The 26,950-nt window shown below is 68.2% G+C and carries 27 protein-coding genes; 12 read left to right on the forward strand and 15 right to left on the reverse strand.

Going from position 1 to position 26,950, the window contains the following annotated elements:
• Positions 1 to 15 precede the first annotated feature (15 nt).
• Genes OG474_RS06975 through OG474_RS07015 form a run of 9 tightly spaced genes read right to left on the reverse strand, consistent with a single transcriptional unit; the run spans position 16 to position 8,711 of the window.
• Complete coding sequence (locus OG474_RS06975; protein WP_405061378.1) at positions 16 to 885, reverse strand: NAD-dependent dehydratase; 870 nt, start codon at positions 883 to 885, stop codon at positions 16 to 18.
• Positions 882 to 1,709, reverse strand: coding sequence for a phosphotransferase family protein (locus tag OG474_RS06980; RefSeq protein WP_405061379.1), 828 nt, complete (start codon positions 1,707 to 1,709; stop codon positions 882 to 884). Before OG474_RS06980 ends, OG474_RS06975 begins: the two co-directional genes overlap by 4 nt.
• A gap of 57 nt (positions 1,710 to 1,766) precedes the next feature.
• Positions 1,767 to 2,846 carry a hypothetical protein gene (locus tag OG474_RS06985; protein WP_405061380.1) on the reverse strand — a complete coding sequence of 360 codons (1,080 nt, stop codon included), beginning with the start codon at positions 2,844 to 2,846 and terminating at the stop codon, positions 1,767 to 1,769.
• A gap of 1 nt (position 2,847) precedes the next feature.
• On the reverse strand, positions 2,848 to 3,684 hold the full coding sequence (locus OG474_RS06990) for a carbohydrate ABC transporter permease (protein ID WP_405061381.1): 837 nt from the start codon (positions 3,682 to 3,684) through the stop codon (positions 2,848 to 2,850).
• Entirely contained in the window at positions 3,684 to 4,553 is an 870-nt protein-coding gene (locus OG474_RS06995) for a carbohydrate ABC transporter permease (protein ID WP_405061382.1), read from the reverse strand. Before OG474_RS06995 ends, OG474_RS06990 begins: the two co-directional genes overlap by 1 nt.
• The gene (locus OG474_RS07000; RefSeq protein WP_405061383.1) at positions 4,550 to 5,824 is read right to left on the reverse strand and encodes an extracellular solute-binding protein; all 1,275 of its coding nucleotides are present in this window, start codon (positions 5,822 to 5,824) and stop codon (positions 4,550 to 4,552) included. Before OG474_RS07000 ends, OG474_RS06995 begins: the two co-directional genes overlap by 4 nt.
• On the reverse strand, positions 5,821 to 6,669 hold the full coding sequence (locus tag OG474_RS07005; protein WP_405061384.1) for a nucleoside hydrolase: 849 nt from the start codon (positions 6,667 to 6,669) through the stop codon (positions 5,821 to 5,823). The genes OG474_RS07000 and OG474_RS07005 overlap by 4 nt, the downstream gene beginning before the upstream one ends.
• Positions 6,670 to 6,678: 9 nt before the next feature.
• Positions 6,679 to 7,722 carry a hypothetical protein gene (locus OG474_RS07010; RefSeq protein WP_405061385.1) on the reverse strand — a complete coding sequence of 348 codons (1,044 nt, stop codon included), beginning with the start codon at positions 7,720 to 7,722 and terminating at the stop codon, positions 6,679 to 6,681.
• 11 nt (positions 7,723 to 7,733) lie between these two features.
• The gene (locus tag OG474_RS07015) at positions 7,734 to 8,711 is read right to left on the reverse strand and encodes a LacI family DNA-binding transcriptional regulator (protein ID WP_405061386.1); all 978 of its coding nucleotides are present in this window, start codon (positions 8,709 to 8,711) and stop codon (positions 7,734 to 7,736) included.
• Positions 8,712 to 8,984: 273 nt separating this feature from the next.
• Between OG474_RS07015 and dapD the strand changes: the two genes are divergently transcribed.
• The 3 genes from dapD to OG474_RS07030 all read left to right on the forward strand — a co-directional run bounded on the left by dapD (position 8,985) and on the right by OG474_RS07030 (position 11,534).
• The gene (gene dapD / locus OG474_RS07020) at positions 8,985 to 9,920 is read left to right on the forward strand and encodes a 2,3,4,5-tetrahydropyridine-2,6-dicarboxylate N-succinyltransferase (protein ID WP_405061387.1); all 936 of its coding nucleotides are present in this window, start codon (positions 8,985 to 8,987) and stop codon (positions 9,918 to 9,920) included.
• Positions 9,921 to 10,013: 93 nt separating this feature from the next.
• On the forward strand, positions 10,014 to 10,991 hold the full coding sequence (locus OG474_RS07025) for a hypothetical protein (RefSeq protein WP_405061388.1): 978 nt from the start codon (positions 10,014 to 10,016) through the stop codon (positions 10,989 to 10,991).
• Between the two features lie 39 nt (positions 10,992 to 11,030).
• A complete protein-coding gene (locus tag OG474_RS07030) occupies positions 11,031 to 11,534 on the forward strand; it encodes a hypothetical protein (protein WP_405061389.1) in 504 nt (167 codons plus the stop codon).
• A 39-nt stretch (positions 11,535 to 11,573) separates the two neighbouring features.
• On the opposite strand, the gene fdxA is transcribed toward OG474_RS07030, so the two are convergent.
• Positions 11,574 to 11,903, reverse strand: a complete 330-nt coding sequence (gene fdxA, locus OG474_RS07035) for a ferredoxin (protein WP_132172177.1) — start codon at positions 11,901 to 11,903, stop codon at positions 11,574 to 11,576.
• 320 nt (positions 11,904 to 12,223) lie between these two features.
• Between fdxA and OG474_RS07040 the strand changes: the two genes are divergently transcribed.
• Together OG474_RS07040 and OG474_RS07045 are read left to right on the forward strand one after the other, a co-directional pair.
• Positions 12,224 to 13,120, forward strand: a complete 897-nt coding sequence (locus tag OG474_RS07040) for a GNAT family N-acetyltransferase (protein ID WP_405061390.1) — start codon at positions 12,224 to 12,226, stop codon at positions 13,118 to 13,120.
• A 9-nt stretch (positions 13,121 to 13,129) separates the two neighbouring features.
• The gene (locus tag OG474_RS07045; protein ID WP_405061391.1) at positions 13,130 to 13,567 is read left to right on the forward strand and encodes a type II toxin-antitoxin system PemK/MazF family toxin; all 438 of its coding nucleotides are present in this window, start codon (positions 13,130 to 13,132) and stop codon (positions 13,565 to 13,567) included.
• A 12-nt stretch (positions 13,568 to 13,579) separates the two neighbouring features.
• On the opposite strand, the gene OG474_RS07050 is transcribed toward OG474_RS07045, so the two are convergent.
• The 5 genes from OG474_RS07050 to OG474_RS07070 all read right to left on the reverse strand — a co-directional run bounded on the left by OG474_RS07050 (position 13,580) and on the right by OG474_RS07070 (position 17,925).
• Positions 13,580 to 15,343 (reverse strand): VanW family protein, encoded by a 1,764-nt coding sequence (locus tag OG474_RS07050; RefSeq protein WP_405061392.1) that lies wholly within the window; start codon positions 15,341 to 15,343, stop codon positions 13,580 to 13,582.
• Between the two features lie 149 nt (positions 15,344 to 15,492).
• Positions 15,493 to 16,011, reverse strand: coding sequence for a flavin reductase family protein (locus tag OG474_RS07055; protein ID WP_405061393.1), 519 nt, complete (start codon positions 16,009 to 16,011; stop codon positions 15,493 to 15,495).
• Positions 16,012 to 16,067: 56 nt separating this feature from the next.
• Entirely contained in the window at positions 16,068 to 16,982 is a 915-nt protein-coding gene (gene mshB, locus OG474_RS07060; RefSeq protein WP_405061394.1) for an N-acetyl-1-D-myo-inositol-2-amino-2-deoxy-alpha-D-glucopyranoside deacetylase, read from the reverse strand.
• A 100-nt stretch (positions 16,983 to 17,082) separates the two neighbouring features.
• Positions 17,083 to 17,379: a LuxR C-terminal-related transcriptional regulator gene (locus OG474_RS07065; protein WP_405061395.1), complete on the reverse strand. Its 297-nt coding sequence runs from the start codon at positions 17,377 to 17,379 to the stop codon at positions 17,083 to 17,085.
• A gap of 177 nt (positions 17,380 to 17,556) precedes the next feature.
• Positions 17,557 to 17,925 carry an NUDIX domain-containing protein gene (locus tag OG474_RS07070; RefSeq protein WP_405061396.1) on the reverse strand — a complete coding sequence of 123 codons (369 nt, stop codon included), beginning with the start codon at positions 17,923 to 17,925 and terminating at the stop codon, positions 17,557 to 17,559.
• 62 nt (positions 17,926 to 17,987) lie between these two features.
• Between OG474_RS07070 and OG474_RS07075 the strand changes: the two genes are divergently transcribed.
• From OG474_RS07075 to OG474_RS07105, 7 genes are all read left to right on the forward strand, one after another.
• Positions 17,988 to 18,614, forward strand: a complete 627-nt coding sequence (locus OG474_RS07075) for a hypothetical protein (protein ID WP_405061397.1) — start codon at positions 17,988 to 17,990, stop codon at positions 18,612 to 18,614.
• Between the two features lie 107 nt (positions 18,615 to 18,721).
• Entirely contained in the window at positions 18,722 to 19,030 is a 309-nt protein-coding gene (locus OG474_RS07080; RefSeq protein ID WP_405061398.1) for a hypothetical protein, read from the forward strand.
• The gene (locus tag OG474_RS07085) at positions 19,030 to 19,830 is read left to right on the forward strand and encodes a hypothetical protein (protein ID WP_405061399.1); all 801 of its coding nucleotides are present in this window, start codon (positions 19,030 to 19,032) and stop codon (positions 19,828 to 19,830) included. Before OG474_RS07080 ends, OG474_RS07085 begins: the two co-directional genes overlap by 1 nt.
• Positions 19,831 to 19,843: 13 nt before the next feature.
• Complete coding sequence (locus tag OG474_RS07090) at positions 19,844 to 21,739, forward strand: fumarate reductase/succinate dehydrogenase flavoprotein subunit (protein ID WP_405061400.1); 1,896 nt, start codon at positions 19,844 to 19,846, stop codon at positions 21,737 to 21,739.
• Entirely contained in the window at positions 21,736 to 22,485 is a 750-nt protein-coding gene (locus tag OG474_RS07095; protein ID WP_405061401.1) for a succinate dehydrogenase/fumarate reductase iron-sulfur subunit, read from the forward strand. The genes OG474_RS07090 and OG474_RS07095 overlap by 4 nt, the downstream gene beginning before the upstream one ends.
• 1,584 nt (positions 22,486 to 24,069) lie before the next feature.
• A complete protein-coding gene (locus OG474_RS07100; RefSeq protein ID WP_405061402.1) occupies positions 24,070 to 26,055 on the forward strand; it encodes an ABC1 kinase family protein in 1,986 nt (661 codons plus the stop codon).
• A 26-nt stretch (positions 26,056 to 26,081) separates the two neighbouring features.
• Entirely contained in the window at positions 26,082 to 26,939 is an 858-nt protein-coding gene (locus OG474_RS07105; RefSeq protein WP_405061403.1) for an alpha/beta hydrolase, read from the forward strand.
• The last annotated feature ends 11 nt before the right edge of the window (positions 26,940 to 26,950 follow it).

Raw genomic sequence — 26,950 nt, forward strand, 5'->3', positions numbered from 1 at the left:
CAATGTTATGACATTTTAATGCGGCGGGTCTGGCGGCGTGTTCCCGTCCTGGACCCAGGCCACGTAGTCGCGCGCGGTTTCCGCGTCCGGCCGCGGCCGGAACCCAGCCGCCAGCGCGCGGCTGTTGTCCAGCCGGAAGATCCCCTCGTCGTCCAGGTGGAAGCGATCGACAGCCGGCTCCCAGTCCATCGGCGCCGGATCCGGTACGACGGAACGCCACGCCGCCGCCAGCTCCGCCATCGACCGCGTCGGGCCGACCACGTTGAACGGACCGGACACCTCCAGCAGCAGGAAGTCGGCCAGATCGCGCGCATCGACGTACTGGATCGGTTGCCCGGCCCCGGCTGCACACTCCATTCGGGTGCCCTGGGCAAGCGCCGTACCCCAGTTGCCGAAGTCGGGGTTGTAAGGACCGACCACGAAACCCGACCGTACGGCGGAGGTCCGGTCCCCGAAGGTGGCTGTCAGCAACGACTCGCAGCGCACCTTCGCCGGGCCGTACAGGTCCATCGTGAACTCGTTGTCCGGGGCATCGACCGGCCACGGCACCAACGGCCCGAACTCGTCCTGCCCCGGTGTCGTCTTGTCCGCGTACACGGCGATCGACGACATGTATGTGTAGTGGCCGACCCGATCGCGCAGTAGCCCCGCGCTCAACCGCACATCGCGCACGAGGAACCCGGACATGTCGATCGCCCGGTCCCACTCCCCCACAGCCAGGGCCGACGGGTCTGCCCGGTCGCCGAGCAGTCGGCGTACCTCAGGGAACAACGACGGATTGGTCGTGCCGCGGTTGAACAGCGTCACCTCGTGCCCGTCCCGCAGCGCTGCTTCGACAACATGGCGACCGAGGTTCTTGGTACCGCCCAGAATCAGCAACCTCACGACAACTGGTCCACGAGATCCGCGAGCTCGGCCAGCAGCGGGTCGACCCACTCAGCCGATTCGGGGATCGTCTGCAGTCCCTCGGTGATCACGAAGTCGAGCGCCCGCAGGCAGAACGCGGCACCGCCGACCAGGATCTGACGGTCGACCAGGAAGGGATCGGCACCGGAGGATGCGACGTACTGGGCAACGATCGGCCCGCGATCGTGGCCGAGGGCAACTGCCTCGCGCACCAGCGTGTACAGATCGCTGAGATGCGGGGCGAGATGGGCCAGCGGCCAATCGACCGCCGTCCAGCGAACCCCGTCCGTGACCAGGTTCTTCGGGACGAAATCGCCATGCACCACTCGCGACGGGGCCTGCTCGTGCAACAGGGCGAGCGCCTCGGTCAACGGCGCCATGTCGAAGGTGATCCGGCCGATCCGAGCCGCCAGCTCCTTCACCCGCTCCGGCGGAAACTCACTCGGCCCGTCGACCGCCGCCGTACGGATCTCGGCGAGCAGCCCGGCCGTCGCGACAAAGCCTTCCGCGGTCGGCGCCTGCTCCAGCGTCACCCGGCCGACGTCCTCGAGCACCAGCACCTCACCCCCGGTGTACAAGACCTGAGGAGCCGGCAAGTTCAACGGAACCACGAACCGCTCGTACGCCGCGCCCTCGCCCGACTGCGTGTCCGTCCCGCGCTTCACGATCACGCTGCGCAGCCCGTACGACAACCGCCAGACCTCAGACGATGCCCACTGCCGCAGCAACTCCCCATGCAACGCCTCAAGCTCCGGCGCCTGGGTCAGATCAAGAACCGCCGGCGGGAGCCAAGAGGGAAGCATCCGACGAGTAGACCACGTCTCGCCCGACGCCTCCCACTGGACGGCCGGAGATCAGCCTCAGCTCAGGCCATCTGGGCGGAAGGATTGATAGAGCGCCGGCATCGCTTCGATCAAGGCCCGCTCGTACTCGAAGGGGTCGTCGCGAACGAAGACGGTCGTCCGGCCGTCTCCGCCCAGCTCGTACTCGTACAGTCCACTCGGAGTGGAGCGGACAATGCACGGGACCTGCTCGTTGCGGATCACGGCGTCCGCGGGCAGCACCTCGGCCGCCGGGATGATCGAGTGCGATCCATCGGTACGCCGTACCAGGACGCGACCGGAGACCTCCATCCAGACCGCGGTCTCCCAGACGGAGTGCGTGCGCTGGTAGATGTCGGCCATCACCTCGGCCGGGGCATCCTCCTCGAGCGCACGCAGGAAGTCGGGGCGCGACGACCGGCCGAGCGCGTAACCGAGGTAGCGCCGCAGCCACGGGTGCATGTCCTCGATCCACTTCAGATCCGGCAACCTCCAGAACGTGTTCTGGTTGCCGTATCCGTAGCAGCTGTGCTCGGCCACCCCGTCGTCGGCCGCGCACGGGTAGAGCGACAGCGGCAGACCGGAGTCGACGATCCGGATCATCGCCTGCGGGTCCTGGACGACGTTCCACTCCGGGTACGTCGGCGTCGTCGTACCGGCGGAAAGATGGATCCGGGCGACCTTCTCGTGGAAGACCTCCGGAGCGCGGTTGTAGGCGACCGCCATCGGCCGGGCCGACCCGAAAGACAGCAGGTGCACCGCTTCGGGGCCGGCCGCCAGGGTCTGGATGAGCAGTTCGATCCCCCGCTGCTGGGACGGCGGAGCATCGTCCATGGTGTCCAACGGGTCGCGCATCCGGGTGAACGGGCACCAGGCGAACGGGACGCCGCGGCCGAAGATCGCGTTCAGCTGGGTCACCGCGATGACCCCGGGATCGCGCGGACCGGCGTACCCGGGGACACCGCCGTCGATCAGCGACCGCTTCTCCTCCAGTACGTCGAGGATGACCGCGCGCAGGTCGATCTCGGGCAGGCCGTAGGCCATGATCAGGTCGACGTTGTCGCCCGGGTCCTCCGGCGGGTGGTAGAGATCGGTGATGCTGATGACGGGGACGGTCATCTCAGCCTCGCATTCCGGTGGTGGACAACGACTCTGTGTACTGCCGCTGGAAGAACAGCAGGAGAACCATCGGTACGACGCTCAGCACGAACGAACCGGCCAGGATCTGCCCGAGGTCGACGGAGTACAGGTTGCTCAGGTTGGCCAGGGCGATCGGCGCGAGCTGTCTGCTCGGAGAGGTGCCGATCAGCAACGGCCAGAGGTAGGCCTGCCACTGGGACAGGAACAGCATCAGCCCGGCGCCGATCAGCGCGGGTCTGGACAGCGGAAGGACGATCCGCAGCAACGTTCCGACCCGGCCCAGCCCGTCCACCTCGGCCGCGTCCAGCAACTCCTGCGGGACGCCGAGGAAGAACTGGCGCAGCACGAAGATCGCGAACCCGTTGGCCAGCGCGGGCAGGATCAGTCCGGCGTAGCTGTCGGTCAGCCGCCAGGTGGTGAACAGCCCCGACAACGGGATCGCGATGGCGTCGAACGGCACCATCGACACCAGGATCACGAAAGCGAAGACGAATCCGCGGCCCGGAAAGTCGAGGACCGCCAGCGCGTACGCCGCCGGCACCGCGACCGCGAGGCCGAGCGCGACCGTGGCCCCGGCGACGAGGAAGCTGTTCAGCAGCGCCCGGGTGAAGTCGCCGTTCAGCAGCACCTCGTAGTTGCCGAACGATCCACCGGCCGGCAGGAAGGCCTTCCAGGACAGCGGTGTCAGAAACTCCACGAAGGTGTTGCCCGGCCGCAACGACGACGCGAACACCCACCACAACGGCAGGAACACCAGTACGGCGGCGGCCGCGGCCGCGATCAGCGAACCGACGCGGGAAGTCAGTGATGCTCGCATCAGCGCTCCTCCCGCAGCACCCGGAACTGGACCGCGACGATGACGGCCATCAGCAGCATCAGCAGCACGACCTCCGCCTGCGCGACACCGAGGTCGCCGACCTGGTAGGCGTTCATGTAGACGTCGTACATGAGCAGGCTGGTCGAGCCCTCAGGACCACCCTTGGTGAGGATCTGGACCGGCGCGAAGGCGAGGAAGCTGCCGACCGTGCAGGCGACCAGCACGAACGCCATCGGCCGGCGCAGCAGCGGCAGCGTGATCGCGGTCAGCCGCCGCCACCAGCCGGCACCGTCGATCCGCGCGGCCTCGTAGACCGCGAGCGGGATGTCCTTCAGGCCGGCGATCACGAACAGCATCCAGTACCCGATCGCGCCCCAGGCGAGCATGACGCCGATCGACCCCAGTGCCTGACTGGGCGAGGTCAGGAACGGTTGGGCGGGAAGTCCCATCACCTTGAACAACGCGTTCAGCAGGCCGTCGGGTTGCATCGCCGTACTCCAGATCAGCGCGGTCACCGACCCCGGTACGGCGGCCGGCACGAACACCAGCGACCGCCAGACCCCGACCGCGGGCAGCTTCTGCGCCAGTAACAACGCCAGCACGGTGGACAGCAGCACGATCACCGGGTTGATGACCAGGTTGAACAGCAGCGTGGTCATCAGTACCTCATGGAACCGCGGGGATCCCAGCAGGTACGCGTAGTTGTCGAGCCCCACGAACTCCGTGATGCCGGTCCGCAATGAGAGGTGCCGGAAGCTCTCGCCGAACGCGGAGACCGCCGGCACCACGCGCAGTGCGACCATCGCGAGCACGGCCGGGGCCAGCAGCACGGCCGCCAGCCGCAGGTCCCGCCGTCGGCGCGCGCTCATCCCAGGCGTTTCAGCTGCTCGGCGATGGTCGCGTCAGCCTGCTTCGCGCGCGCGGCCGGCTCGGCGCCGTTGCGGACGTCGGCGAACAGCTTCTCCGCCTCGGCCTCGAAGACCGTGTACCCCGTGACGGATGGCCGGTGCACGGCCGTCGTACGGAGCTCGGATTCCATCAGCCCGGCCAGCCCGCTGGTCGCCGTACCACCGGCGCCTTCGAGCTGCTTGGCAAAGGTCTGGTACGCCGCCTTCTGGGTCGGTGTGATCTGCGCGACCTTGATCGACGCCGTGGCACCGGCCTCGGTCAGCGTCACGCACTCGACGAACTTCCTCGCCGCAGCCTGCCGGGGTGACTTCTGGCTGACGGCCATCGCCCACGAATCGGTCGAGGTGGCCGGCTTCCCGCCCTCGAAGACCGGCGCGGCCGCGACCCCGAACGGAAGCTTGCCCTTGACCGCGTTCGACACCGTCCACGGCCCGGACACGATGAAGCCGGCCTTGCCACTGGAGAAGATCGCGTTCGTCTTGTCGTTCGTGATCCCGCGCGGGGACAGCCCGTCCTTGAACAGCCCCTGGTAGAAGCCGAGCGCGGACTGCCAGCCGGCGTTCGTGAAGTCGGGTTTGTCCCCGGTCAGCCCGTTGCCGCCGCCGGCTGAGACGCCGAGCGGCTGCAGCTGGTAGTAGCTGTCGAACTGATCGAACATCAGCGGGTACTGCACCTTGCCCTTCAGCTGCGCGGCCGCGGCCCGGAGCTGCTGCCAGGTCCACCGCTCGGCCGGGTCCGCGGACGGCGGTGTGATCCCGGCGTTCCGCAGGACGTCGGCGTTGTAGTAGAGGAACTGCGAGGTCGTCCAGGGCGAGATCGCGAACAGCTTGCCGCCGACCTCGTTCGCCGTGACCATGTCCGCGCTCACAGCGTTGGCAACGGCCTTGGACTTCAGCTCCGAGAGGTCCGCCAGGAAACCTCGGTTGGTGTAGTCCTGGATCCACGCCGGGACGACGTTGAAGACGTCGAGGTCGGCGTTGCCTTGGCTGAGTCGCTGGGTGATCGTGCTGGTCAGCTGCGGATACGGGATGTTGAGCTGCTTGACCGTCAGCCCGGGAATCTCCCGCCGGCAGTGGTCGATGACGGGCTGCCAGGTCGCGGCAGGGTCGGCGTTCGCGAAGGTGATCGTGACCGGCCCGCCATCCTGCTGCTGGGCCGGTGTGGCCGACGGGCCGGACTGGCAGGCGGCGAGCGCGAGTACGGCGGGGACGAGTAGCCAGGGGAGTTTCACGGCCTTGCTCCTTCACAGGCGGCGAGAATCCGATCCACGATCCGCCGGGCGACCTGCCCGGTGTCGAGATCGGTGACGATCCGGTGCGGCCCGTCGCCGGGCGTGAACCGGGTGAAACCGGCCGGGTCGACGGCGATCCGGCCGGTGCCGAAGGTGAACAGCTCCGGGTCGGTCAGCGTCAGGACGGCCGCGGGATCGTGCGGCACGTTCGAGTCCTCGGCGGTGAACTTCCAGAACTGCCGCATCTCCGCGGCGAGAAGTTGCCCGAGCGGTCCGGCGGCCTCGACCGCCGCGACCACCGACCCACCGAGCCGCAACCGCGTGGTCTGGTCGAGCCCGATCACCGTCGCGGGCACACCGCTTCCGAACACCGCCGCGGCGGCGTCGACATCGCACTTGATGTTGTGTTCCGGCTCGGTGCGGCTGAAATCGCCACCCATGACGCACAGGTTGGCGATGGCATGGCCTTGGCGCTCGACGGCCTCGGCGACGTTGGTCAGTGGGCCGATCGCGACCACGGTCGGGGAGCTCGCGAGCAGCTCGATCGGATCGGCCTCGCTGTCGATCTCCTCCTGGTCCAGCCCGGCCAGCAGTGCGCCCTCGTGGCCCGGCCACCAGACCTCGCGGCCCGAGCGGGTCGCCGCCCGGCCCGGCACGATCGGTCCGGGTTCGCGACCGGCGGTCCCGGTGACCCGGCGGACCATCCTTGCCCTGAGCAACGTATCGCCGTACACGGTGGTGACGGCGGCCAGGTCGAGTTCGGGAGAACCGAAGATGGCGGCCAGCGCGAGGACGTCGTCGACGTCGCTGCCGATATCGGTGTCAAGGGTCAGAGAGGTTGCCATCAGCATCTTTCAGGTCAAGGGGGCGGTGGTCTGCCAGAGGGTGTACGACCAGAGCGAGTCGGGGTCGTAGCCGGCCGAGGTGTAGACGACGGTCAGCTCGGACTCGTTCGGGAGGGTGCCGAACGCCGTACGGAGGAAGCCCGGGTTGTGGGTCCGCGGCCTGCCGGTGCGGGCGCTGGTGATCGTGCTCTCGACCGTCCAGCTCGCGCCGGGCGTGCCCCAGAAGCCGGCACCGGAGATGCTCGCGATCTGCAGGTGATCGGAGATGTAGTTCGGCTGCGAGCCGCTCGGATACGGATGGCCTTCGCGGACCATGTAGAAGCGGTCGCGCGGCGGCGAGTAGACGAGGTCGAAGTTGTTCAGCCCGTCGTCCGGCGTGCCGTCCTGCTTCGTGAGCCCGGCCATCGGAAGGACACGCTCGGACTGCACGACCGGCGTACCGGACGCGAAGCTGATCTGGGCCGCCTTGCCGACGTTCCCGCTCGGCAGACCTTGGGTCCAGGCGAGAACGACGGTACCGCCGGCCGCGTTGACAGTCGTGGCGGTCGGCTGGCCGGCGCCCCACTCGGACATGCTGCTGCCGGGGAACCGGATGACGGGGTTCGGCAACTTCACCCACGGCCCGTCGAGGTTGTCGGCGACCGCGACGCCGATCGCGTTGTGTGCGGAGGCGTCGAGATCGTTGCCGAGGTAGAACAGCGCATAGCTGTAGGTGTGGCCGCTGAACGGCACGTTCACCCGTACGACGCTCGGATCGCAGTTGTGGAAGTGGTCCCAGCCGGAGCCGGATCCGGTCAGCACGGAGGTCGACGTACCGCCGACTTTGGTCAGGAAGATGTCGTCGCGGACGGTGTTCGAGGCTTTGCTGTGACAGGTGTAGAGGCGGGTCGGGCTGCCCGCGACGGCGCTGGGCGCATAGGCGTAACCACGGCCCTGGATGTCACTGGCGGCGTACAGCCTGATGGGGGTGGACCAGCCGCCGACCGTCGCGTGGGCAGCGGACAGTGGGAGCAGGACCAGCACGGTGAGTACGGCGGCGATTCGGCGGAACATCGGTGCCTCCTTCAAGAACATCCACAGGACCGGCGGACGACAAGCCCCACATCGAGAACGGCCTGCAAGGGTTGCGGATCGGGGTGGGTCAACTGCTGGACGGCGAGCTCGGCCATCTGCGCGATCGGCTGCTGGACGGTGGTCAAGGACGGCACCGCGTACGCCGACGCGGCCGAACCGTCGAAGGTCGCGATGGCGAGGTCATCGGGGACCGACAACCCCTTGTCGGCGGCCGCGCGCAAGAGGCCGATCGCCTGCCGATCGGAGGCGGTGAAGATGGCGCGCGGCCGTCGGGCGAGCAGTTCCAGCGCACCGGCGTACCCACCGTCGACCGTGAAGGGCTGGTGCACGAAGTCCACGTCATCGGCCGCGCCGAGCGAGGTGAGGGCGTGCAGCCAGCCGGCCCGGCGGGCCTCGGCGACCCCGTCCTGCGCGGGACCGCCGATCATCGCGACCGGCCCGTACCCGTGCCCGACCAGATGGATGGTCGCCGCCACCGCACCACCGAAGTTGTCGACCCCGATCGACGACTCCCCCGCAGCCGCGGCTCCCAGGAACACCCGCCGGGTCCCGGCCAGCTCCAACAGCCGCGCAGCCGTCACCGGAACCTTCGAGATGAGCACCACCCCGTCGATCCGCCGCTGCAGGAACGTCTCCAACAGCCCCAGTTCGGTCTCCGCATCCCCCTCGGAGTTCGCCAGCAGCACAGTCCGCTTGGCCGCCCGGGCCGCATGCTCAACCGCCCCCGCCAGCTCCGCGAAGAACTCGTTGGCGATGTCGGGAACGATCAGCCCCAGCGTCATGGTCGATCCCCCGACCAGCGCCCGAGCCACCCCGTCCGGCCGGTACCCCGTCTCCTGGATGGCCGCCAGCACCCGCAAGCGAGTCCCCTCAGCCACCGGCCGAGGCCCTCCGTTCACGACGTAACTGACCACAGCCATCGAGGTCCCCGCCGCCCGAGCCACATCAGCCTGCGTCACCCTGGCCACGGCGTTCCCCTATCTATACGTATAGATAAACTCTTCACCCGCTCGTCCGTCAACCCCGCCCCCCGAAAAGCCACCGCTCGAAGGACACCCCCAGCCACAGTCGGCGAGGAACCCTGGTTGCGGGCCCGGAGCGCCGGACCTCAGCCACTGATCAACCTCACCGAACGGCCAGTTGCAACCGCGCTCCAGGCGGCGGCCGCCGCCTCTGCCCTGGTTGGACAGTGGTGGCGGTCCGGTCTGAGCGGGGTAGGGGCCGTCTGGCAGGGTGGGGGTATGACGAACGTGACTCATGCCTGGGGCTTTGGCCTTGCGACTGTTACTGCTGGTGGGGCCGTGCTGGATGTTTGGTATCCGGCGCCGGAGCTGGGCGAGCAGCCGGACGGGGCGAAGGCACCGGCCGAGTTGGTGGCGGCTGAGGGGCATGACGAGTTGCGGGCGGTACGGCGTGAGGTCGTGAGCACGCAGATCGCGCTGGACGCGGCGCCGAGTGGGACTGCGGACGCGTACCTGCGACTGCACCTGCTGTCGCACCGGTTGGTGCGGCCGCACGGGGTCAACCTGGACGGGATTTTCGCCGCATTGCCGAACAATGCGTGGACCTCGGTCGGGCCGGTTCCGGTGGAGGAGATCGAGCACGTGCGGCTGCGGGCGCGGGCGGCCGGTCAGCATCTGAGTGTGACGAGCGTGGACAAGTTCCCGCGGATGACGGACTACGTCGTACCGAGTGGGGTGCGGATCGGTGACGCGGACCGGGTGCGGCTGGGTGCGCATCTGGCCGAGGGCACGACCGTCATGCACGAGGGATTCGTGAACTTCAACGCCGGCACGCTCGGTACGTCGATGGTCGAGGGCCGGATCGTCGCCGGTGTCGTGGTCGACGACGGCAGCGACATCGGGGCCGGCGCGTCGATCATGGGCACGCTGTCGGGTGGCGGGAAGCAGGTCATCTCGATCGGCAAGCGGTGCCTGCTCGGGGCGAACGGCGGGACCGGGATCTCGCTCGGCGACGACTGCGTGGTCGAGGCCGGACTGTACGTGACGGCCGGCACCAAGGTCACCCTGCCGGACGGCACCGTGGTGAAGGCGCGCGACCTGTCAGGTCAGCCGGGGCTGCTGTTCATCCGCAACTCGGTCACCGGCGCGGTCGAGGCCCGGCCCCGCAAGGGTGAGGGCATCACCCTCAACGAGGCCCTGCACGCTAACGCTTGATGCACGCGCCAACCGCTGGGCGGGTTCGAGCGTCAATCACATCGTGACCAAACGTGCGGAACCAGGCCGCCGCTCCCGCACGTTGGGAGCGGTATGCCGATGAAACGAGGCGTGCTCGTCGCCTTGGGGTCGATCGCGGCCCTCAGCGTGGTGATCGGCGGAGCTGTGGCCTGGATCGGCGGGAAGAGTCTCGGTCCGCTGCTGCCACCGCCGGAGCAGTGCGAGGCGACGGTCAGCGGCGCGAAGGTCGTGCTCGACCTGGAGCAGGCCGAGTCGGCCGCCATCATCGCGGGCGTCGCCGTACGGCGTGGGCTGCCGGCGCGGGCGGTGACGATCGCGCTCGCCACGGCCTACCAGGAGTCCGGCCTGCGCAACCTCGCCCACGGCGACCGGGATTCGCTGGGACTGTTCCAGCAGCGTCCGTCGCAGGGCTGGGGCACGGCCAAGCAGGTGCAGAACCCGCACTACGCCGCCGGGAAGTTCTACGACGCCCTGGTGAAGGTCAAGGGCTACCAGACACTCCCGGTCACGGTCGCGGCCGACCGGGTCCAGCGCAGCGCCTTCCCGAACGCGTACGCCGATCACGAGGCCGACGCCCGCGTGCTCGCCTCCGCGTTCACCGGCAACTCGAAGGCCGTCTTCAGCTGCACGGTCAACCCGGGCGACGTACCGGCCGAGACGATCGGCAAGAACGGGCTGACGCCGCGAGCGGACGCCGTACGGCGGGATCTGCTGGCAACGTTCGGGACGCTCTCGACCGGTGGTTATGCGCCGGGCGGGGTCCAGACCGGGCACATGGAGGGCTCCGCCCACTACGAGGGCCGGGCCGTCGACGTGTTCGTGCGGCCGATCTCCACTGCCAACACGACCAAGGGCTGGGCGATGGCGCAGTACCTGGTTGCCCGGGCGAACGTGCTCAACATCCGCACAGTCATCTTCAGCGACAAGATCTGGACGTCCGGCGGCCGCTCGGACAGCGGGTGGCGCGACTACACCCCACCGGAGCGCAGCGGTGACTCGAAGATCCTCCGGCACCTGGACCACGTTCACGTGGATGTCCTCGAGCAGTGACCTGAAGACTGTCTGAAGGTTCTTGCTCACCCTGAGTACATGGAAAATCAGGGGGTGCAACACCGGCCGAACGTCTTGTTCAACCTGGCCGGACTCGTGCTGATCGTGGCAGGCCTCGGCCTGCTCCTGTACGGCGTCGCGCGGGCCTTCATGGCCGTCGCTGGCGCCGGTCCCGGCTCGTCGACCAACGATCTGTTCCTCGTCGTCGACAACTTCCTGCTCGCGATCTGGGGCAGCCTGATCTTCACGTTCGGCCGCTACCTGTGGCGCGGGGCGCGCAGACGCGGCTTCCGGGACCGCTTCGGGCGGCTGCTGATCATCGTCGGCTACGGCCTGATCGGGATCGCCGTCACCGTCGGCTTCCACTCGGCGACGGACCTGTGGTTCACCGGCCCGGACGAGGACGCGCTCCACGCGGTGGTGATCCGCTCGATGGTGATCATCGCGGTGATCGGATTCCCCGGCTCGGCGCTGTGCGCCATCGGCTTCCGGCTCGCCCGTGAAGAGGCGCTGGCCCATTTCGAGGCCAAAGCCGGGTTCTGAGTCGGGTGGGGTGCCCTGCGGCACCCCACCCGGACGAACTCAGTGCTCTTCGTGAATCTGCAGGGGCAGGGCCGCGATGAACTGGTGGTCCTTGTCGATCTTGCCCATCTTGGACGCGCCACCCGGCGAGCCCAGGTCGGTGAAGAAGTCGACGTTCGCGGTGTAGTAGTCCTTCCACTGCTCCGGGGTGTCGTCCTCGTAGTAGATGGCTTCGACCGGGCAGACCGGCTCGCACGCTCCGCAGTCCACACATTCGTCGGGGTGGATGTAGAGCATCCGGTTGCCCTCGTAGATGCAGTCGACGGGGCACTCCTCGACACACGCGAGGTCCTTCAGGTCAACACACGGCTGCGCGATGACGTAGGTCACTGCTACTCCTCCTATGGCAGGCAAGCGCAGCGGCGGTCCTCTGGGTTGCTGCGATGCGGTGGTGCAAGAGTCTCTAGTGTCGTGTAAGTGGTGTAGTTCGAGCGATACCGGTGTCCAGGTGCGTGCATCGCGGTGCTTGGGCGGCGGCCTCGATGCGGATCCATCGTGGGTGCTGCGCAAGTGCCGCGAGGTGCGTGCCTGGGCGCCGGTAGCGCCGAGCTACATCGCTTACACGACACTAGTATCACGGTAATACTCTGCCCACTCTGCCAGGAGTCCGGATCGTGTCAGGCCTTGGTACTCGTGATATCGGACACCGTGTGGTCGTCCGGCACCGAATTAAGGGTGGCCTAACCGACGTCATCGGAGTCCTCGAGGGCTACCGGGAGGGCCGGCTGGTGGTTCGGCATGCCGACAGCAGCCGGCACGAGATCGAGCTGACCGCGGTCACCGCGGCCAAACCGATCCCCGAGATGCCGCTCCGTCCGGTCGACGTCGAGCAGCTCTTCCTGACCACCGCCCTCGGTCGCCCGGCGGCCGAAACGTCGTACCTGGGTGAGTGGTTGCTCCGGGCATCCGCAGGCTGGACCGGCCGCGGCAACTCGCTGCTCCCGACCGGCAGCCCGGGCATGCCCCTCCCCGAGGCCCTCGAGCGCGCTGAGGCCTTCTACGTCGAGCGCGGCCTGCCCCCGCAGGCCCACATCCGCCTCGGCAGCCCGGCCGAGGCCGAGCTGCGCGGGCTCGGCTGGGTCGAGGCGCACCCCGGCCGCTCGGACGTCCTGGTCATGCACACCACGCTCGACCACGTGAACGCCCTCCCGCCGTACGACGTCCAGCTCACCGAGCGCCCCGACCACGCCTGGTACGGCGTCGCCTTCGAGGGACCGGTTCCCTCCGCAGCGCGCGTGGTTCTGGAGGGAGCGCCCAAGGCGGTCTTCGCCTCGATCGCGGTCGACGGGCAGCCAGTGGCCGTCGGTCGGGCCTCGATGACCGGTCACTGGCTCGGAGTCGACGCTGTCCGGGTCGCGCCGGACCATCGGGGCAACGGGCTGGCCGCGGCCGTCGTACAGGCTCTGGCGCGCTGGGCGGGCCCTCAGGGCGGCCGCCGGACCTATCTGGAGGTCCTGGAGAGCAATCAGGCGGCTGTGACGGCGTACCGGCGGCTCGGCTACGTCGAGGCCTATCGCTACCGGTATCTGGTGAGTCCGTCCCAGTAGGCTCCGGGTATGGCGGATCACGTGGTGGAGCGCCCTGAGTACCCGGGCGATTTCGAAGGCACCGTGCAGGTCGAGTACACGCCGCATCCCGATGACGGGGTGGCGGATCCGGGCGAGGTCGTCTGGACCTGGGTGCCGTTCGAGGAGGACCACCACCGCGGCAAGGACCGGCCGGTGCTCGTCGTCGGATCGGACGGTCAGTACCTGCTCGCGCTGATCCTGACCAGCAAGGACCACGACCGGGACGCCGCCGACGAGGCGCGCTGGGGCCGGGTCTGGATGGACGTCGGCAAGGGCGACTGGGACCGCGAGGGCCGGAACAGCGAGGTGCGGCTGGACCGGATCCTACGGGTCGATCCCGCCCAGGTGCGGCGAGAGGGCGCGGTGATCGGCGAGGACCTGTTCAACCAGGTCGCTGCCGAGCTCCACACCCTCCATCGCAGCTGAGAGCGCTACCGATCAGCTCGGCTTGCGCGGCGGCGTGGTCTGGCCGTTCTGCGGCGGAACCACCGGGGTCTCGGTCCCGGGCTTCGGGCCGCAACGGATGTCGTCGGCCGCGTTGTAGTGCGTGGTGAACTGCTCGGTCTTCTGCTTGACGCCGTTCTTCGCGAAGTCCCGGAAGATCGTGATGTCGAAACCGGCGGTCGGCGCCTGCGGCCGGCAGCCCGCCTCCTGGCTGTAGACCAGTCCGGGCGCACGCGGGTTCGACTTGCCGGACGCGCGGGCGGTGATGTCCCAGACCTTGGTGCCCCAGATCTTCACCGTGAGCTCGCCCTGACTGCCGGCGGTCGACGCCCGGAAGATGGTCTGGATGTAGATCCCGTGGCCGGAGTCGTTCAGGAACTTCAGGTCCACCGACGGCCACGCCACGGTCGCCTCGCGGCCGATCGGGTAGCGGCTGATGTAGACGCTGTGCGCCTTGTGCTCGACATCCTTGAGCCCGGCGAAGAAGGCCGCGTTGAAGGTCGTCGTCGCCGACTGGGAGACACCGCCGCCGAGGTCCAGGACGAACTTGCCGCCGCTGATGATGTTGCCCTCGGTGAAGCCGTTCTCCTTGGTGCGCTCGCCGACCACCTTGTTCAGGCTGAAGGTCTCGTTCGGCTTCAGCAGCGTGCCGTTGATCTTGCGCGCCGCGGTGCCGATGTTGATGTTGCGGTACTCCGCGTCGGGGAAGTTGGTGGTGAACTGACCCATCACCTCCTTGATCCCGAGCGCCTCGACCTGCGCGGTCGTGACCTTGGCCTTGGTGTTCGCGAGGCCGACCGCGGCCTGGCGCTCACCGGCGGGCTTCGACAGCACCGAGAGGATCGCCGGGACGACCTTGGTGCGGTCGACGACCATGCCGTCGACGGCCGGGACCACCCGCGGCTTGCCGGCCGCGATCTCGAAGGTCGCGTCCTTGGGCAGCGTCTCGAGGGCCTTGAACCGCTTCTGGAACAGGGGCTCCAGCTTCTTGCCGCTCAGCGCCGGCTTGACCTCGCCGCCGTTCACCGTGAAGCTCAGCGCCGGCGCGAACTCGGCCGGGCTCAGCGAGACCGACTTGTCGCCGACGGTCAGCTTGATCGGCCCGGAGACCGCCGGCTCGGCGAAGTCGCTCATCGCCTTGGTGATCGCGTCCGACCCGGCCTGCGGCTCGGTCACCTGGACGGGCAGCTCCGCGACGGAACCGCCGTACGGGTAGGCCTTGAGGACGACGTCGGTGGCCTTCGCGGGATCGAGCGCGAGCCCTTGGGCCGGCTTGTGCGACACCGGCCGCACACCGTCGAAGGTGATCGTGCCCTCGGTGGCCGGGCGGTTCACCTGGGTGGCGAGCTTCTCGACCGCCGCCTTGAGCTTCGCCTCGTCCTTGTCGACGACGGGCTCGACCGCGGCACCGCCGGTCAGACCGCGCCAGATCCGCGCGGGGGCCAGACTGCGGCCTGCCCCGGCCTGGGCGACGGTCGCGTCGACGTCGAGGCTCAGCCCGGCCTCGGCCGGGTCCACCGAGTACGCCGTCGCCGAGTCGCCGGCCTTGAACTTGATCGGCTCCGCGAGCCGGTCCTTGAGCCCGGCCTCGAGCTTGGCCTTGGCGTCGCTCTGCGACAACCCGCCGAGCGAGATGCCGAGCACGGTGGTGTCACCCGGGATCTTGTCCCCGGCGAACGCGAAGGCGGCGCCGTACCCCACGACGAGCACACCCAGTCCTGCCGCGGCGATGATCCCCGCGAGCTGCTTCTTCCCCACCGGACGAAGTCCTCCTGCTCAAAGCCGTGGTCAGGCTTGTGTCCACCCGGAACACAAGGGCACAGCTTACGGGACGGGGCAGGCCTTCCCGACCCTTGGGGCAGGCCCCGCCTGCCCCAAAAGACCCCGGTACGGCGTGTCCGCCACGCTCAGCCTCCGGGCAACTCCCGGTAGTGACTGGCGTGATGGATCAGCGCACCCCGGCCGACGGGCTCGCCGTGGCCCAGGCTCAGCACCTCGCCGACCACGATCGTGTGGTCCCCACCCTCGTACGTCGCCCAGGTCCGGCACTCGATCCAGGACAGCGAACCGGCGATCACCGGGCAACCGGTCTTCGGGCCGGGCTCGGTCCCGACCCCGTCGAACTGGGTGCGCAGATCGCGCCCCGACCGCGCGAACCGGGCGGCCAGCTCCTGCTGATCCGCGGCCAGCACCGACACCGCCCAGTAGCCGCAGTCGAGGACAGCGTCATGCATCCGCACGCCCTTGTCCACGCAGACCAGGACCAGCGGCGGATCAAGCGACACCGAGGTGAACGCATTCGCGGTCATCGCGTGCGCGACGCCGTCCTGCAGCGTGCTCATGATCAGGATGCCCGCCGCGAACTGCCCGACCGCCGCCCGGAACTCCCCGGGCGGCACGATCCCACCGGTCTCGGGCGCAGGCACTTCCGCAGCCTATGCCCGAGCGCTGGTCGATGCTTGGCGTCCGCGTGTGGGGACGATCACGCCAGGCCGGCGAACAGGTCGTCCTCGACGCCCTTCGGGCCCGGCGCGGCGGTGCCCTTGACCAGGCGGTAGCCCTCGTCGCCGAAGATCGTGTTGCCGTTGTTGTTCGACAGGGCGAAGAACGGTCCGTCCACGGTGATCTGGGTGGCGTGCGCCTTCATCGCGTTCATCTTGCGGTCCAGCCACTGCGTCCCGTCGATGATCGCGTCGATGAGGTGGTCCGGAGTGATCAGCGGCGGCATCGGGCCTTCCGGGTCCATCCCCTCGAAGGTCGTGGTGTCACCGGCCGCCCGCAGCTGGCGCAGGCTCTCCCGCATCGCCGACTCGATCATGGCGGTCCAGTAGATCTTCGGGATGTCCCAGGCCTCGCCGAGATCCTGCCGGTACGAGCGGGCGCCGGCCAGCGCAGCGGCGTACATGGCGACGCGGTGTGCCTTGATGTGGTCCGGGTGACCGTAGTTCCCGTACTCGTCATAGGTGACCAGGACCTGCGGACGGATCTCGCGGATGATCGGGACCAGCTCGTTCGCCGCGGCCAGCAGGTCGGCCTGCCAGAAGCTGTCCGGGCGGGTGTCCGGCGGCGTGTCCGCGTTGCCCTCGTCGTTGTAGATCATCCCGGTGTCGCGGTACTTGCCGGGGCCGCCGAGGAAGCGGTGGTCGGTCACACCGAGCTCGGACATCGCCGCGGCGAGCTCGTCGATCCGGTGCGGGCCGAGCTGGTCGTCCCGGTCGGCGGCCAGATGGGCCAGGTCGGGGACGAGCACCTCCCCCTCTTCACCGAGGGTGCAGGTGACCAGCGTGACGTGGGCGCCTTCCTCCACGTACCGCGCCATCGTGGCGCCGTTGTTGATGGTCTCGTCGTCCGGGTGCGCGTGCACCAGGAGAAGCCTGTGGGTGGGGAGCTCAGCCATAACCAGAGATTACGTCGCTGATCCTTCAGATATTCCCTACGAGCGCCCCCGCGCCCCGACCGGAGCCCGAAATTCCGGTGGGCGCGGGTGCGCGTGACGGTCAGCCGAAGCGGCGGACCAGCAGGCAACCCGCCTGGAAGCGGGACTTGGCACCGAGCCCGACGACCAGCGCGCTGACCTCGGCCCGGACGGTCCGCAGCGACAGGCCCAGCTCACGAGCGATCGCGGCGTCCTTCGTCCCGGTGGACAGCATCCGGCCGATCGCGATCTGGCGGCTGGTCAGCTCCTTGATCGCGGCGGGCGACTGCCGCCGGGATCCCAGTTCGTAGATCTCGCAGACGTCCTCCGACGCGATGTCTTCCCTCCGGACGGATGGGACGACCTGATACACCGACATTCCTCACTCCTCCCCAGTAGCGTGCAGGAGGATTCTCGCCGTCGGAGTAGACCACTCACCAGGTACAACCCATACAAACGACCCATACAATTGCGGTAAGGGCCGTTTTCTGAGGGTGACCGTTGGTCACAGTTTGACCATCCCCCGGCACTGCTACTCCAAATGTGACTTCCGCCACTAGAGGAGTTCGCGCAGGACCCTGACGAACGGCCGGTCCGGGATCAGCCAGTCGTCCTCGACCAGTTCGGCGGCCGCGAACCACCGCAGTTCGGAGTGCTCGGTGCGCACCGGCTCGCCACTCACGACCGAGGCCCGGTAGACGTGCAGCCGGTACTTGTCGGAGATGTCCACCCCCGGGCCGAGCGAGTCCCCGATCTCGACCTCCAGCTCCAGTTCCTCCCGCAACTCCCGGACCGCCGCCTGCGCCTCGGACTCCCCCGGCTCGACCTTGCCACCTGGGAACTCCCAGCCCCCGTCAGGCCCCGGCCGGTACGCCGCCAGCACCCGATCGCCACGCACCACCGCGACACCCACCACAATCTGCACGGGGTCGACTCTGTCAGACGTATAACGAAAAACCGTCGGTGCCCTACGGCACGATGAGCCGTATGCCGTTGCAGAACAGGGTTCTTCCGACCCAGGAGATCGTGGCCGAGCCGGGCCGCGGCCTACTCATGGGCAACCGCGGCACATTGCACGGGCCGGGGCGTGCCCTCGGCACCACCCGCTGGCGCTCGAAGGCGTGGATCTGCTGCGTCCTTGACTGGAAGGGAGTTCAGCGCGATCCGATGCCGCCCGGCCGCTGGACCGCCTTGTTCTTCTTCGATGAAGCGGTCGCTCTCGCGGCCGGACACCGACCCTGTCATTACTGCCGGCGCAGGGACTTCCTGCGGTACGCCGGAGCTTGGGCACAAGGCAATGGCCTCGACGAGCGTCCACGCGCGCCCGCCATGGACGCCGTACTGCACAGCCAACGCGTCGAGCCACGCACTCGTCGGCAACGCACAACGGTGCGACCGTTGGCCGAGCTGCCGGACGGCGCAATGATCCGGTACGACGGCCGCCCGGCGCTGATGCTGGATGGGCAGGTGCTGCCGTGGTCCTGGCAGGGTTACGAAAAACCGCGCCGGCCACCCGGACTGTTCGAGGCCGAGGTGTTGACCCCACCGGCGAATCTCGTTGTCCTGAAGGCCAGATTCGCCCCATTACTCCACTCATCGGCCGTCGGCAACTGAGGCAACCCTAAGTAGAAACACGCCGTACCGAGAGGTCTTCCGTTGCATGCCTGAGCGCGGCAAAGTGTGCCCATACTGACAGCTACAACACCATCACTGGAGTCGGCATGGGTGCTGGAGAACATTCAGGGGCGAACGGCGCCGTCGCGCCCGTAGTCCGCGCGCTCGAAGCACTGCATGCGGCCGTCGGAAAGCTGAGCCAGGAGTACGGAGACACCCTCGGCGTTCGCCGGCTCGTGTCCGATGTGGCCAGGCTGAGCGACGATCTGGCCGAGCTAGGCCCTCCCGACCCACGGCACAGACCCGGACCGGTTCCGGAGGACCTCGAGGAGATTCCCGACGTGGAGTATGACGCGTCCATGTGGACAGACGCGGAGCATGAAGGCTTCGGCGCACCGGATCGGCGTGCACCCTGATGGCTCACGGAGTTGATTCGCCCGGGCGCGCACAGGTCGGGCTGAAGACGGCACGGACCGATCGGTGGTGGCTGGCGCCGCTGCGGATCGGAGTGATCCTGGGCTTCTTCATCGTCTACGCGACGATCCGCATCTTCATGAACAAGTGGTACTGGGTCGACGCCCATCACTACCTGACCCCGCTGTACTCGCCGTGTATCAACGACGGCTGTGTACCGGGCTCGAGTCACCTGGGCAGCTGGTTCCCGAAGTTCCCGGTCTTCATCCCGTACAGCATCATCACGTTCGCCGTACTGGCCGGCTTCCGCGGTACTTGCTACTACTACCGCAAGGCGGGCTGGCGTTCGCTGCTGCTCGCGCCCGGCGCCTGCGCCGTACCGGAGCCGCACAAGAAGTACACCGGTGAGAGCAGGTTCCCGCTCACCGGGCTCAACCTGCACCGCTACTTCTTCTACGGCGCGCTGGTCTTCGGTCTGCTGAACGTCTACGACGGCGTCCAGGCCTTCCACGGCAAGGACGGCGGCTTCGGCATCGGTCTGGGCACGTTGATCATCTGGGTCAACCTGGTGATGCTCTGGCTGTACACGCTGTCCTGCCACGCCTGCCGGCACATCGTCGGCGGCCGGCTGAAGAACTTCTCCAAGCACCCGCTGCGGTACCGGTACTGGACCTTCGTGTCCAAGCTGAACCCGAAGCACGGCACGTTCGCGATGGCGTCGCTGTTCACCGTGATCCTGACCGACTTCTACATCATGGCGCTGTCGGCCGGCTGGTTCTCCGACCTGCGCTTCTTGAACTGAGGATCTGCGAGATATGACTGAGCTGGAACGACACACCTACGACGTCGTCGTGATCGGGGCCGGCGGCGCCGGTCTGCGCGCGGCGATCGAGGCCCGCGAGCAGGGCAAGCGGACCGCGATCGTGTGCAAGTCGCTGTTCGGCAAGGCACACACCGTGATGGCCGAGGGCGGCTGCGCCGCCGCGATGGGCAACGCGAACGCGAACGACAACTGGAAGACCCACTACGTCGACACCATGCGTGGCGGCAAGTTCCTGAACAACTGGCGGATGGCCGAACTGCACGCGCAGGAAGCCCCCGACCGGGTCTGGGAGCTGGAGACCTACGGCGCCCTGTTCGACCGGACGCCGGACGGCAAGATCAGCCAGCGCAACTTCGGCGGTCACACCTACCCGCGGCTCGCCCACGTCGGCGACCGGACCGGGCTGGAGCTGATCCGCACCCTGCAGCAGAAGATCGTCTCGCTGCAGCAGGAGGACTTCGAGGCGACCGGCGACTACGAGGCCAACCTCAAGGTGTACGCCGAGTGCACGGTCACCGAACTGCTGAAAGACAACACAGGCGGCGACTCCGAAGCTATTTCAGGTGCCTTCGGCTACTGGCGCGAGTCCGGCCGGTTCATCCTGTTCGACGCCCCCGCGGTCATCCTGGCCACCGGCGGTGTCGGCAAGTCGTTCAAGGTCACCTCGAACTCGTGGGAGTACACCGGTGACGGTCACGCCCTCGCGATGCGGGCCGGTGCGACGCTGATCAACATGGAGTTCATCCAGTTCCACCCGACCGGCATGGTCTGGCCGCCGTCGGTGAAGGGGATCCTGGTCACGGAGTCGGTGCGCGGCGACGGCGGCGTACTGAAGAACTCCGAGGGCAAGCGGTTCATGTTCGACTACGTCCCCGACGTGTTCCGCGCGCAGTACGCGGAGACCGAGGAAGAGGCCGACCGCTGGTACAAGGACGCCGACAACAACCGGCGCCCACCGGAGCTGCTGCCCCGCGACGAGGTCGCCCGGGCGATCAACTCCGAGGTCAAGGCCGGGCGCGGTACGCCGCACGGTGGCGTCTTCCTGGACGTGTCCTCGCGGCTGCCCGCCGAGGAGATCCAGCGCCGGCTGCCGTCGATGTACCACCAGTTCAAGGAGCTGGCGGACGTCGACATCACCGCGGAGCCGATGGAGGTCGGCCCGACCTGTCACTACGTGATGGGTGGCGTCGAGGTCGAGCCGGACACCGCGCAGTCCTCGGTCAAGGGCCTGTACGCCGCCGGTGAAGTGGCCGGCGGGATGCACGGCTCGAACCGCCTCGGCGGCAACTCGCTGTCCGACCTGCTCGTCTTCGGCCGGCGCGCCGGAGCCGGTGCGGCGATGTACGTCGAGTCGCTCGGCGAGAACCGGCCGAAGATCTCCGAGGCCGACATCGACACCGCGGCGGCCGAGGCCCTCGCGCCGTTCGAGCTCGAAGGCGGGGAGAACCCGTACACGATCCACCAGGAACTCCAGCAGTCGATGAACGACCTGGTCGGCATCATCCGCAAGGCCGGCGAGATCGAGCAGGCGCTGTCGCGGCTGACCGAGTTCCGCGGCCGGATCGCGAAGATGACGGTCGAGGGTCACCGCCAGTTCAACCCGGGCTGGCACCTGGCCCTGGACCTGCGCAACATGCTGACCGTGTCGGAGTGCGTCGCCAAGGCCGCCCTGCTGCGCGAGGAGTCCCGCGGCGGTCACACCCGCGACGACTTCCCCGGCATGAACGCCGAGTGGCGCAAGCTGCTGCTGGTCTGCTCGCTGCAGAGCGACGGCGACGGGGTCACCGTGGTCAAGAAGGACCAGATCCCGATGCGCGAGGACCTGCTGGAGCTGTTCGAGCGCGACGAACTGGCGAAGTACCTCACCGAAGAGGAGCTGCCCGTATGAGTTACCAGGCGAAGTTCCGCGTTTGGCGTGGGGACGCCGACGGCGGCGAGCTGAAGGACTACGAGGTCGAGGTGAACGAGGGCGAGGTCGTCCTCGACGTCATCCACCGGCTGCAGGCCACCCAGACCCCCGACATGGCGGTCCGCTGGAACTGCAAGGCCGGCAAGTGCGGCTCCTGCAGCGCCGAGATCAACGGCATGCCGAAGCTGATGTGCATGTGCCGGATGAACACTTTCGAGGAAGGGGAGACCGTCACGGTCACCCCGATGCGGACCTTCCCGGTCATCAAGGACCTGGTCACGGACGTCTCGTTCAACTACCAGAAGGCCCGCGAGATCCCCGCCTTCAAGCCCCCGGCCGACCTGAAGCCCGGTGAGTACCGGATGCAGCAGGTCGACGTCGAGCGCTCGCAGGAGTTCCGCAAGTGCATCGAGTGCTTCCTGTGCCAGGACACCTGCCACGTCATCCGTGACCACGAGGAGAACAAGGAATCCTTCTCCGGTCCCCGCTTCCTGATGCGCATCGCCGAGCTGGACATGCACCCGCTCGACGCCGCCGACCGCCAGAAGGCGGCCCAGGAGGACCACGGCCTCGGCTTCTGCAACATCACCAAGTGCTGCACCGAGGTCTGCCCCGAACACATCAAGATCACCGACAACGCCCTCATCCCCATGAAGGAACGAGTCGCCGACCGCAAGTACGACCCCATCGTCTGGCTGGGCAACAAAATCCGCCGCCGCGTCTGACAAGTTCACACCAAGCGCCCGACCGCACCCGCGGCCGGGCGCTTGTTCTTTCTCCACCCGACAACCCAAGGACACCGCCTCCGGCGGCGACACCCTTTCGGCGCCTCCAGGGCTGAGGGTTGTGACCGCTTTGCGGGGGATTACTGCCTCCCTGAGGCAGTAGCTCCACGCAAAGCGCGCGGATCCGACCGGTCCGGTGCCCGCTGAGGGTCGACGCGCGGTGAGCGCGCACGACGTCTGGGCGGCGGCGCAGGCAGCAAGCCCACACACCGCAGGCATCGGAGAGTCGACGGCCGAGCCTTGAGCACGCATCGGTCACGGACGCAGGCACCAAGTGACTGGTGGGGGCTCAAAGCATGCGATCCGCCGCGCCTTGAGCACGGGTCAGTCACCGAAACGGCTACGGAATGACTGGTGGGGGCTCAGAGCAGGTGAGCGTGCCTGTAGTAGGTGCGGTTAGCGGAGGATTACTGCCTCCAGGAGCCTGTTGCGATTTGGCCGGCGGCGTCCTCCCCAAACTGGTTTGGGGAGGATTTGGGACCGATTCGGGGGGTGAATGCTCCCCGGTCCGCTCTCCGGGGGGAGGAGACTCTCCCCGAACCGATTTGGGAGCGGGATCGCGACGGGTGATCGGTCGCTGTGGCTGAGGGCTTTGTCTGGACAGGAACCCCTCCTTCCCGGATGTGCTCGTCCCGTCCGGCCGCTCGGATTCGGCCGGTGGCGTGGTCGGTGGCTGGTCGCCGCTGCGGCCGGATTGACTGAGACGGGTGGCTGGGCTGGTCTGTGGCTGGGCCGGATGGCGAGGCCGGTGACCGCGTGCCCGTTGCTTGGGGCTGACGGGTTGTGGTTGCTCCCGACGATCAGGAGGCCTGTCAGCTGACTCGCCGCGGTGGTTGCTCCCGACGGTGAGGAGGCTTGGTAGCTGGCCCGTCGCGGTGGTTGCTCCCGACGGTGAGGAGGCTTGGTAGCTGCCCCGTCGCGGTGGTTGCTCCCGACGACAAGGAGGCCTGTCAGGCGACCCGCCGCCGTGGTTGAGCACGGCGGTTCGGGTCGCCTGCCTCGTCTGCCTCGGCTGCGGAAATTTGGCTGGATATCCGTTCAAGTTGACCCTTCTCTGCTCAAAATATGAGGGGAGAACCAGCAACTTGCGGGGAGATCCCCTCGTTTTTCCGGGACCGCAACCGAAGCCCGGAAGCTCAAGCAGCCGAAACTGTGGTCGCCGGCCTGGCCATCCCCCTCAGCCACAGACGACGCCCGCCTAGCACTTCAGTAAATCGGCCGCCGCGGCGGCCAGCCACCGTGTACGTGTCCGGCCTGTCCGGTGCGGCGCGAATCGGGGGGACACGAACCGCTTTGCGGGGGTCTGCTGCCTCTCAGCGGCAGTAGATCCCCGCAAACACCCACAAACCCCGACCAGCCACAGATCCACGGAGTTCTACTGCCACGGGAGCGGCAGTAGCTCCACGCAAAGCGGCGGATACGCAAAGGTGGCGGGCGGCTCGCGGAAGCTCCTGGGGCGGTACGGGGTTCAATCACCCGTGTGGGTGAGCTCCGTGAACGCCGGGCGGGCCTAGGGTTCACACCATGGATGTTGTGGTGGCTGGGTTGTTCAGCCTGGTTGTGTTCATGGTGCTGTTTATTCCGGTGGCTCAGCGGTTGCTGGGGGTGCGGTTCGGGCTGGTGCGGTTGGGGTTGGCGGCGGCTTTGACGTTGTCGACGTTCAGTCCGATCGCGAACGCGCTGGTGGGGCAGGCGCCGTTCACCGGGTCGAATGCGGCGGCGGTCGCGTTCTTGGCGTTGACGACGTTGTGCGCGACGTTGTGCGGGCTGGTGTTCCTGGTGCTGGCGGAGGCGTTGGTGCCGACGGGGTCGTTGCCCAGGGCCCGGGATCTGCGGCGGGACCTGGCCGGTCGGATCGCGCGGACCCGGCGGTACCTGCAGATTCTGCGGATCGCGATCAAGCACGGGCTGGGGCCGTATCTGCGGGGCCGGCGTCGACCCGGTCGGGAGAATGCGGCTGGGCAGGCCGAGTTGGCGCGGTCGCTGCGGCTGGCGCTGGATGATGCCGGGGTCACGTTCGTGAAGCTGGGGCAGGTGTTGTCGACCCGCAGCGACATCATCCCGTTGTCGGTGGCCGACGAGCTCAGCCGCCTGCAGGATCAGGTCACTCCGGCGCCGTGGGCCGAGATCGAGCAGGTGCTCACCGAGGAGCTCGGCGCACCACCGACCCAGGTGTACGCCGACTTCGGCACCGAGCCGCTCGCCGCGGCCAGTGTCGCCCAGGTCTACACGGCGACCCTGCGGACTCCCGAGGCGCAGGACGTGGTGGTGAAGGTCCAGCGGCCCGGCATCGCGAGTGTGGTCGACCGCGACCTGGATATCGTCCGGCGCCTCGCGAAGCTGCTCGAGCGGAACACCGACTGGGGTCGCTCGATGGGGGTTCGCGCGCTGGCGGACGGCTTCGCCGAGGCGATGCGTGAGGAGCTCGACTTCACCGTCGAGGCGGGCAACATGGCAGCGGTCGCGGCCGGCCAGTCGGTTGCCGCCAGCAACGACATCGTCGTACCGGAGCTTCACCACAAATACAGCACCGGGCGCGTACTCACCATGCAGCGCCTGGACGGGATCGGCCTCGGCAACGCGGCACCGGCGATCGCCGAACGCGGCCTGGACGCCGTCCAGCTCGGGCGGACCTTGTTCGACTGCCTGCTCGGCCAGGTCGCGATCGACGGGGTCTTCCACGCCGATCCGCATCCGGGCAACTTCCTGCTGCTCACGGACGGCCGGATCGGGATGCTCGACCTCGGCTCGGTCGGCCGGCTCGACCCGGCCACGCGCGAGGCCCTGCAGCGGTTCCTGCTCGCGATCGACCACGGTGACCCGGTCGGCGCCACTGACGCACTGCTGGAGATCGTCGACCGGCCGGACGTGATCGACGAGCGCGGCCTCGAGCGCGCGGTCGGCCAGTTCATGACCCGGCATCTGACCGGTGCGCTGGCGATCGGGCCGGCCATGTTCAACGACCTGTTCAAGATCATCACCTCGCACGAGCTCGGCGTACCGCCGGAGGTCGCCGCGGTGTTCCGCGCGCTGGCCACGGTCGAGGGCACGATCAGCCGGATCTCCCCCAACTTCGATCTGGTCGCCGCCTCCCGCCAGTTCGCCTCGGCCCACGTCACCGACCGCCTGACCCCGGAGGCCTTGAAAAGAACGGCGACCGAGGAGCTGGCCTCGATCCTGCCGATGCTGCGTCGCCTCCCGCGGCGGATCGACCGAATCGCCGCCGCGGCCGAGAGCGGCCGACTCGGCCTGAACGTCCGCCTGCTCGCCGACGAACGCGACCGCAAACACCTGACCGGCCTACTGCACCAGGTCCTGCTCGCCGGCCTCGGCGCGACCGCGGGCCTGATGGCCGTGCTGCTGCTCGGCATCTCCGGCGGCCCCCGCGTCAGCGAGAACATCAGCCTCTACCAACTCTTCGCCTACAACCTCCTGGTCATCTGCGCGGTCCTCGTGCTCCGGGTCCTCGTCCTGATCTTCCGCATCCCCGACAAAACCGGGGTGCGGTAAAAGTTCAGCTGTGCGAAAATAACGGCATGAGTACTCCGACCTACGTCCTCGTCCACGGCTCGGGCAGCAACTCGTTCTTCTGGACGACGATCCAGCGTGAGTTCGCGCTCCGCGGCCTGCTCTCGTACGCCGCGGACCTGCCCGGCCACGGCCTCGACGCGCAGTACCCGGTCTCCTACCTGGCTCCCCAGGACCTCGACAGCTGGGCGACCGAGCCGTCCACCTTGGCCACGGTCACGCTGCAGGACAACGTCGACAGCCTCCTACCCGCCGTACGGCGTCTCGCCGAGCGCGGACCGGTCGTCCTGGTCGGCGCGAGCCTCGGCGGCGTGACGATCACCGCGCTGACCAACCAGGCACCGGAGCTTGTCGCGCACCTCGTCTACATCTCCGCCTGGGCGCCGGTCTCGCAACGGAACCCGATCGAGTACACCGGCCCCGAGTTCGACGAGAGCCTGCTGCCGCAGGTGGCCGGGCTGTCGATCGGCGACCCGGAGGTGGTCGGAGCCGGTCGGGCCAACTACCGAACCGCCGACAAGGGACTGCTCGAGACCCTGAAGGCTGCGGTCCTGGCCGACGTCACCGACGAACAGTTCCTTGCCTTCCTCAACCACATGCAGCCGGACGAGTCGCTGCAGGTGATGATGGGTGACGCCCGCGCCGACGCCGCCACCTGGGGCACGGTCCCGCGCACCTACGTCCGCCTCACCGCGGATCTCGCGATGCCGATCGCGGCCCAGGACATGCTGATCCGCGAGGGCGACGAGCTCACGCCGGACAACCCGTACACCGTCCACTCCCTCGACGTCAGCCACGCCGGCTTCATCTACCAGCCGGAGCGAACCGTCGACATCCTGGCCGGAATTGACCTCAAGTCCGCTTGAACCCCGAGGAT

The organism is Kribbella sp. NBC_01505 (genome assembly GCF_045040285.1).
In the GTDB taxonomy this organism is placed as follows: Bacteria; Actinomycetota; Actinomycetes; order Propionibacteriales; family Kribbellaceae; genus Kribbella.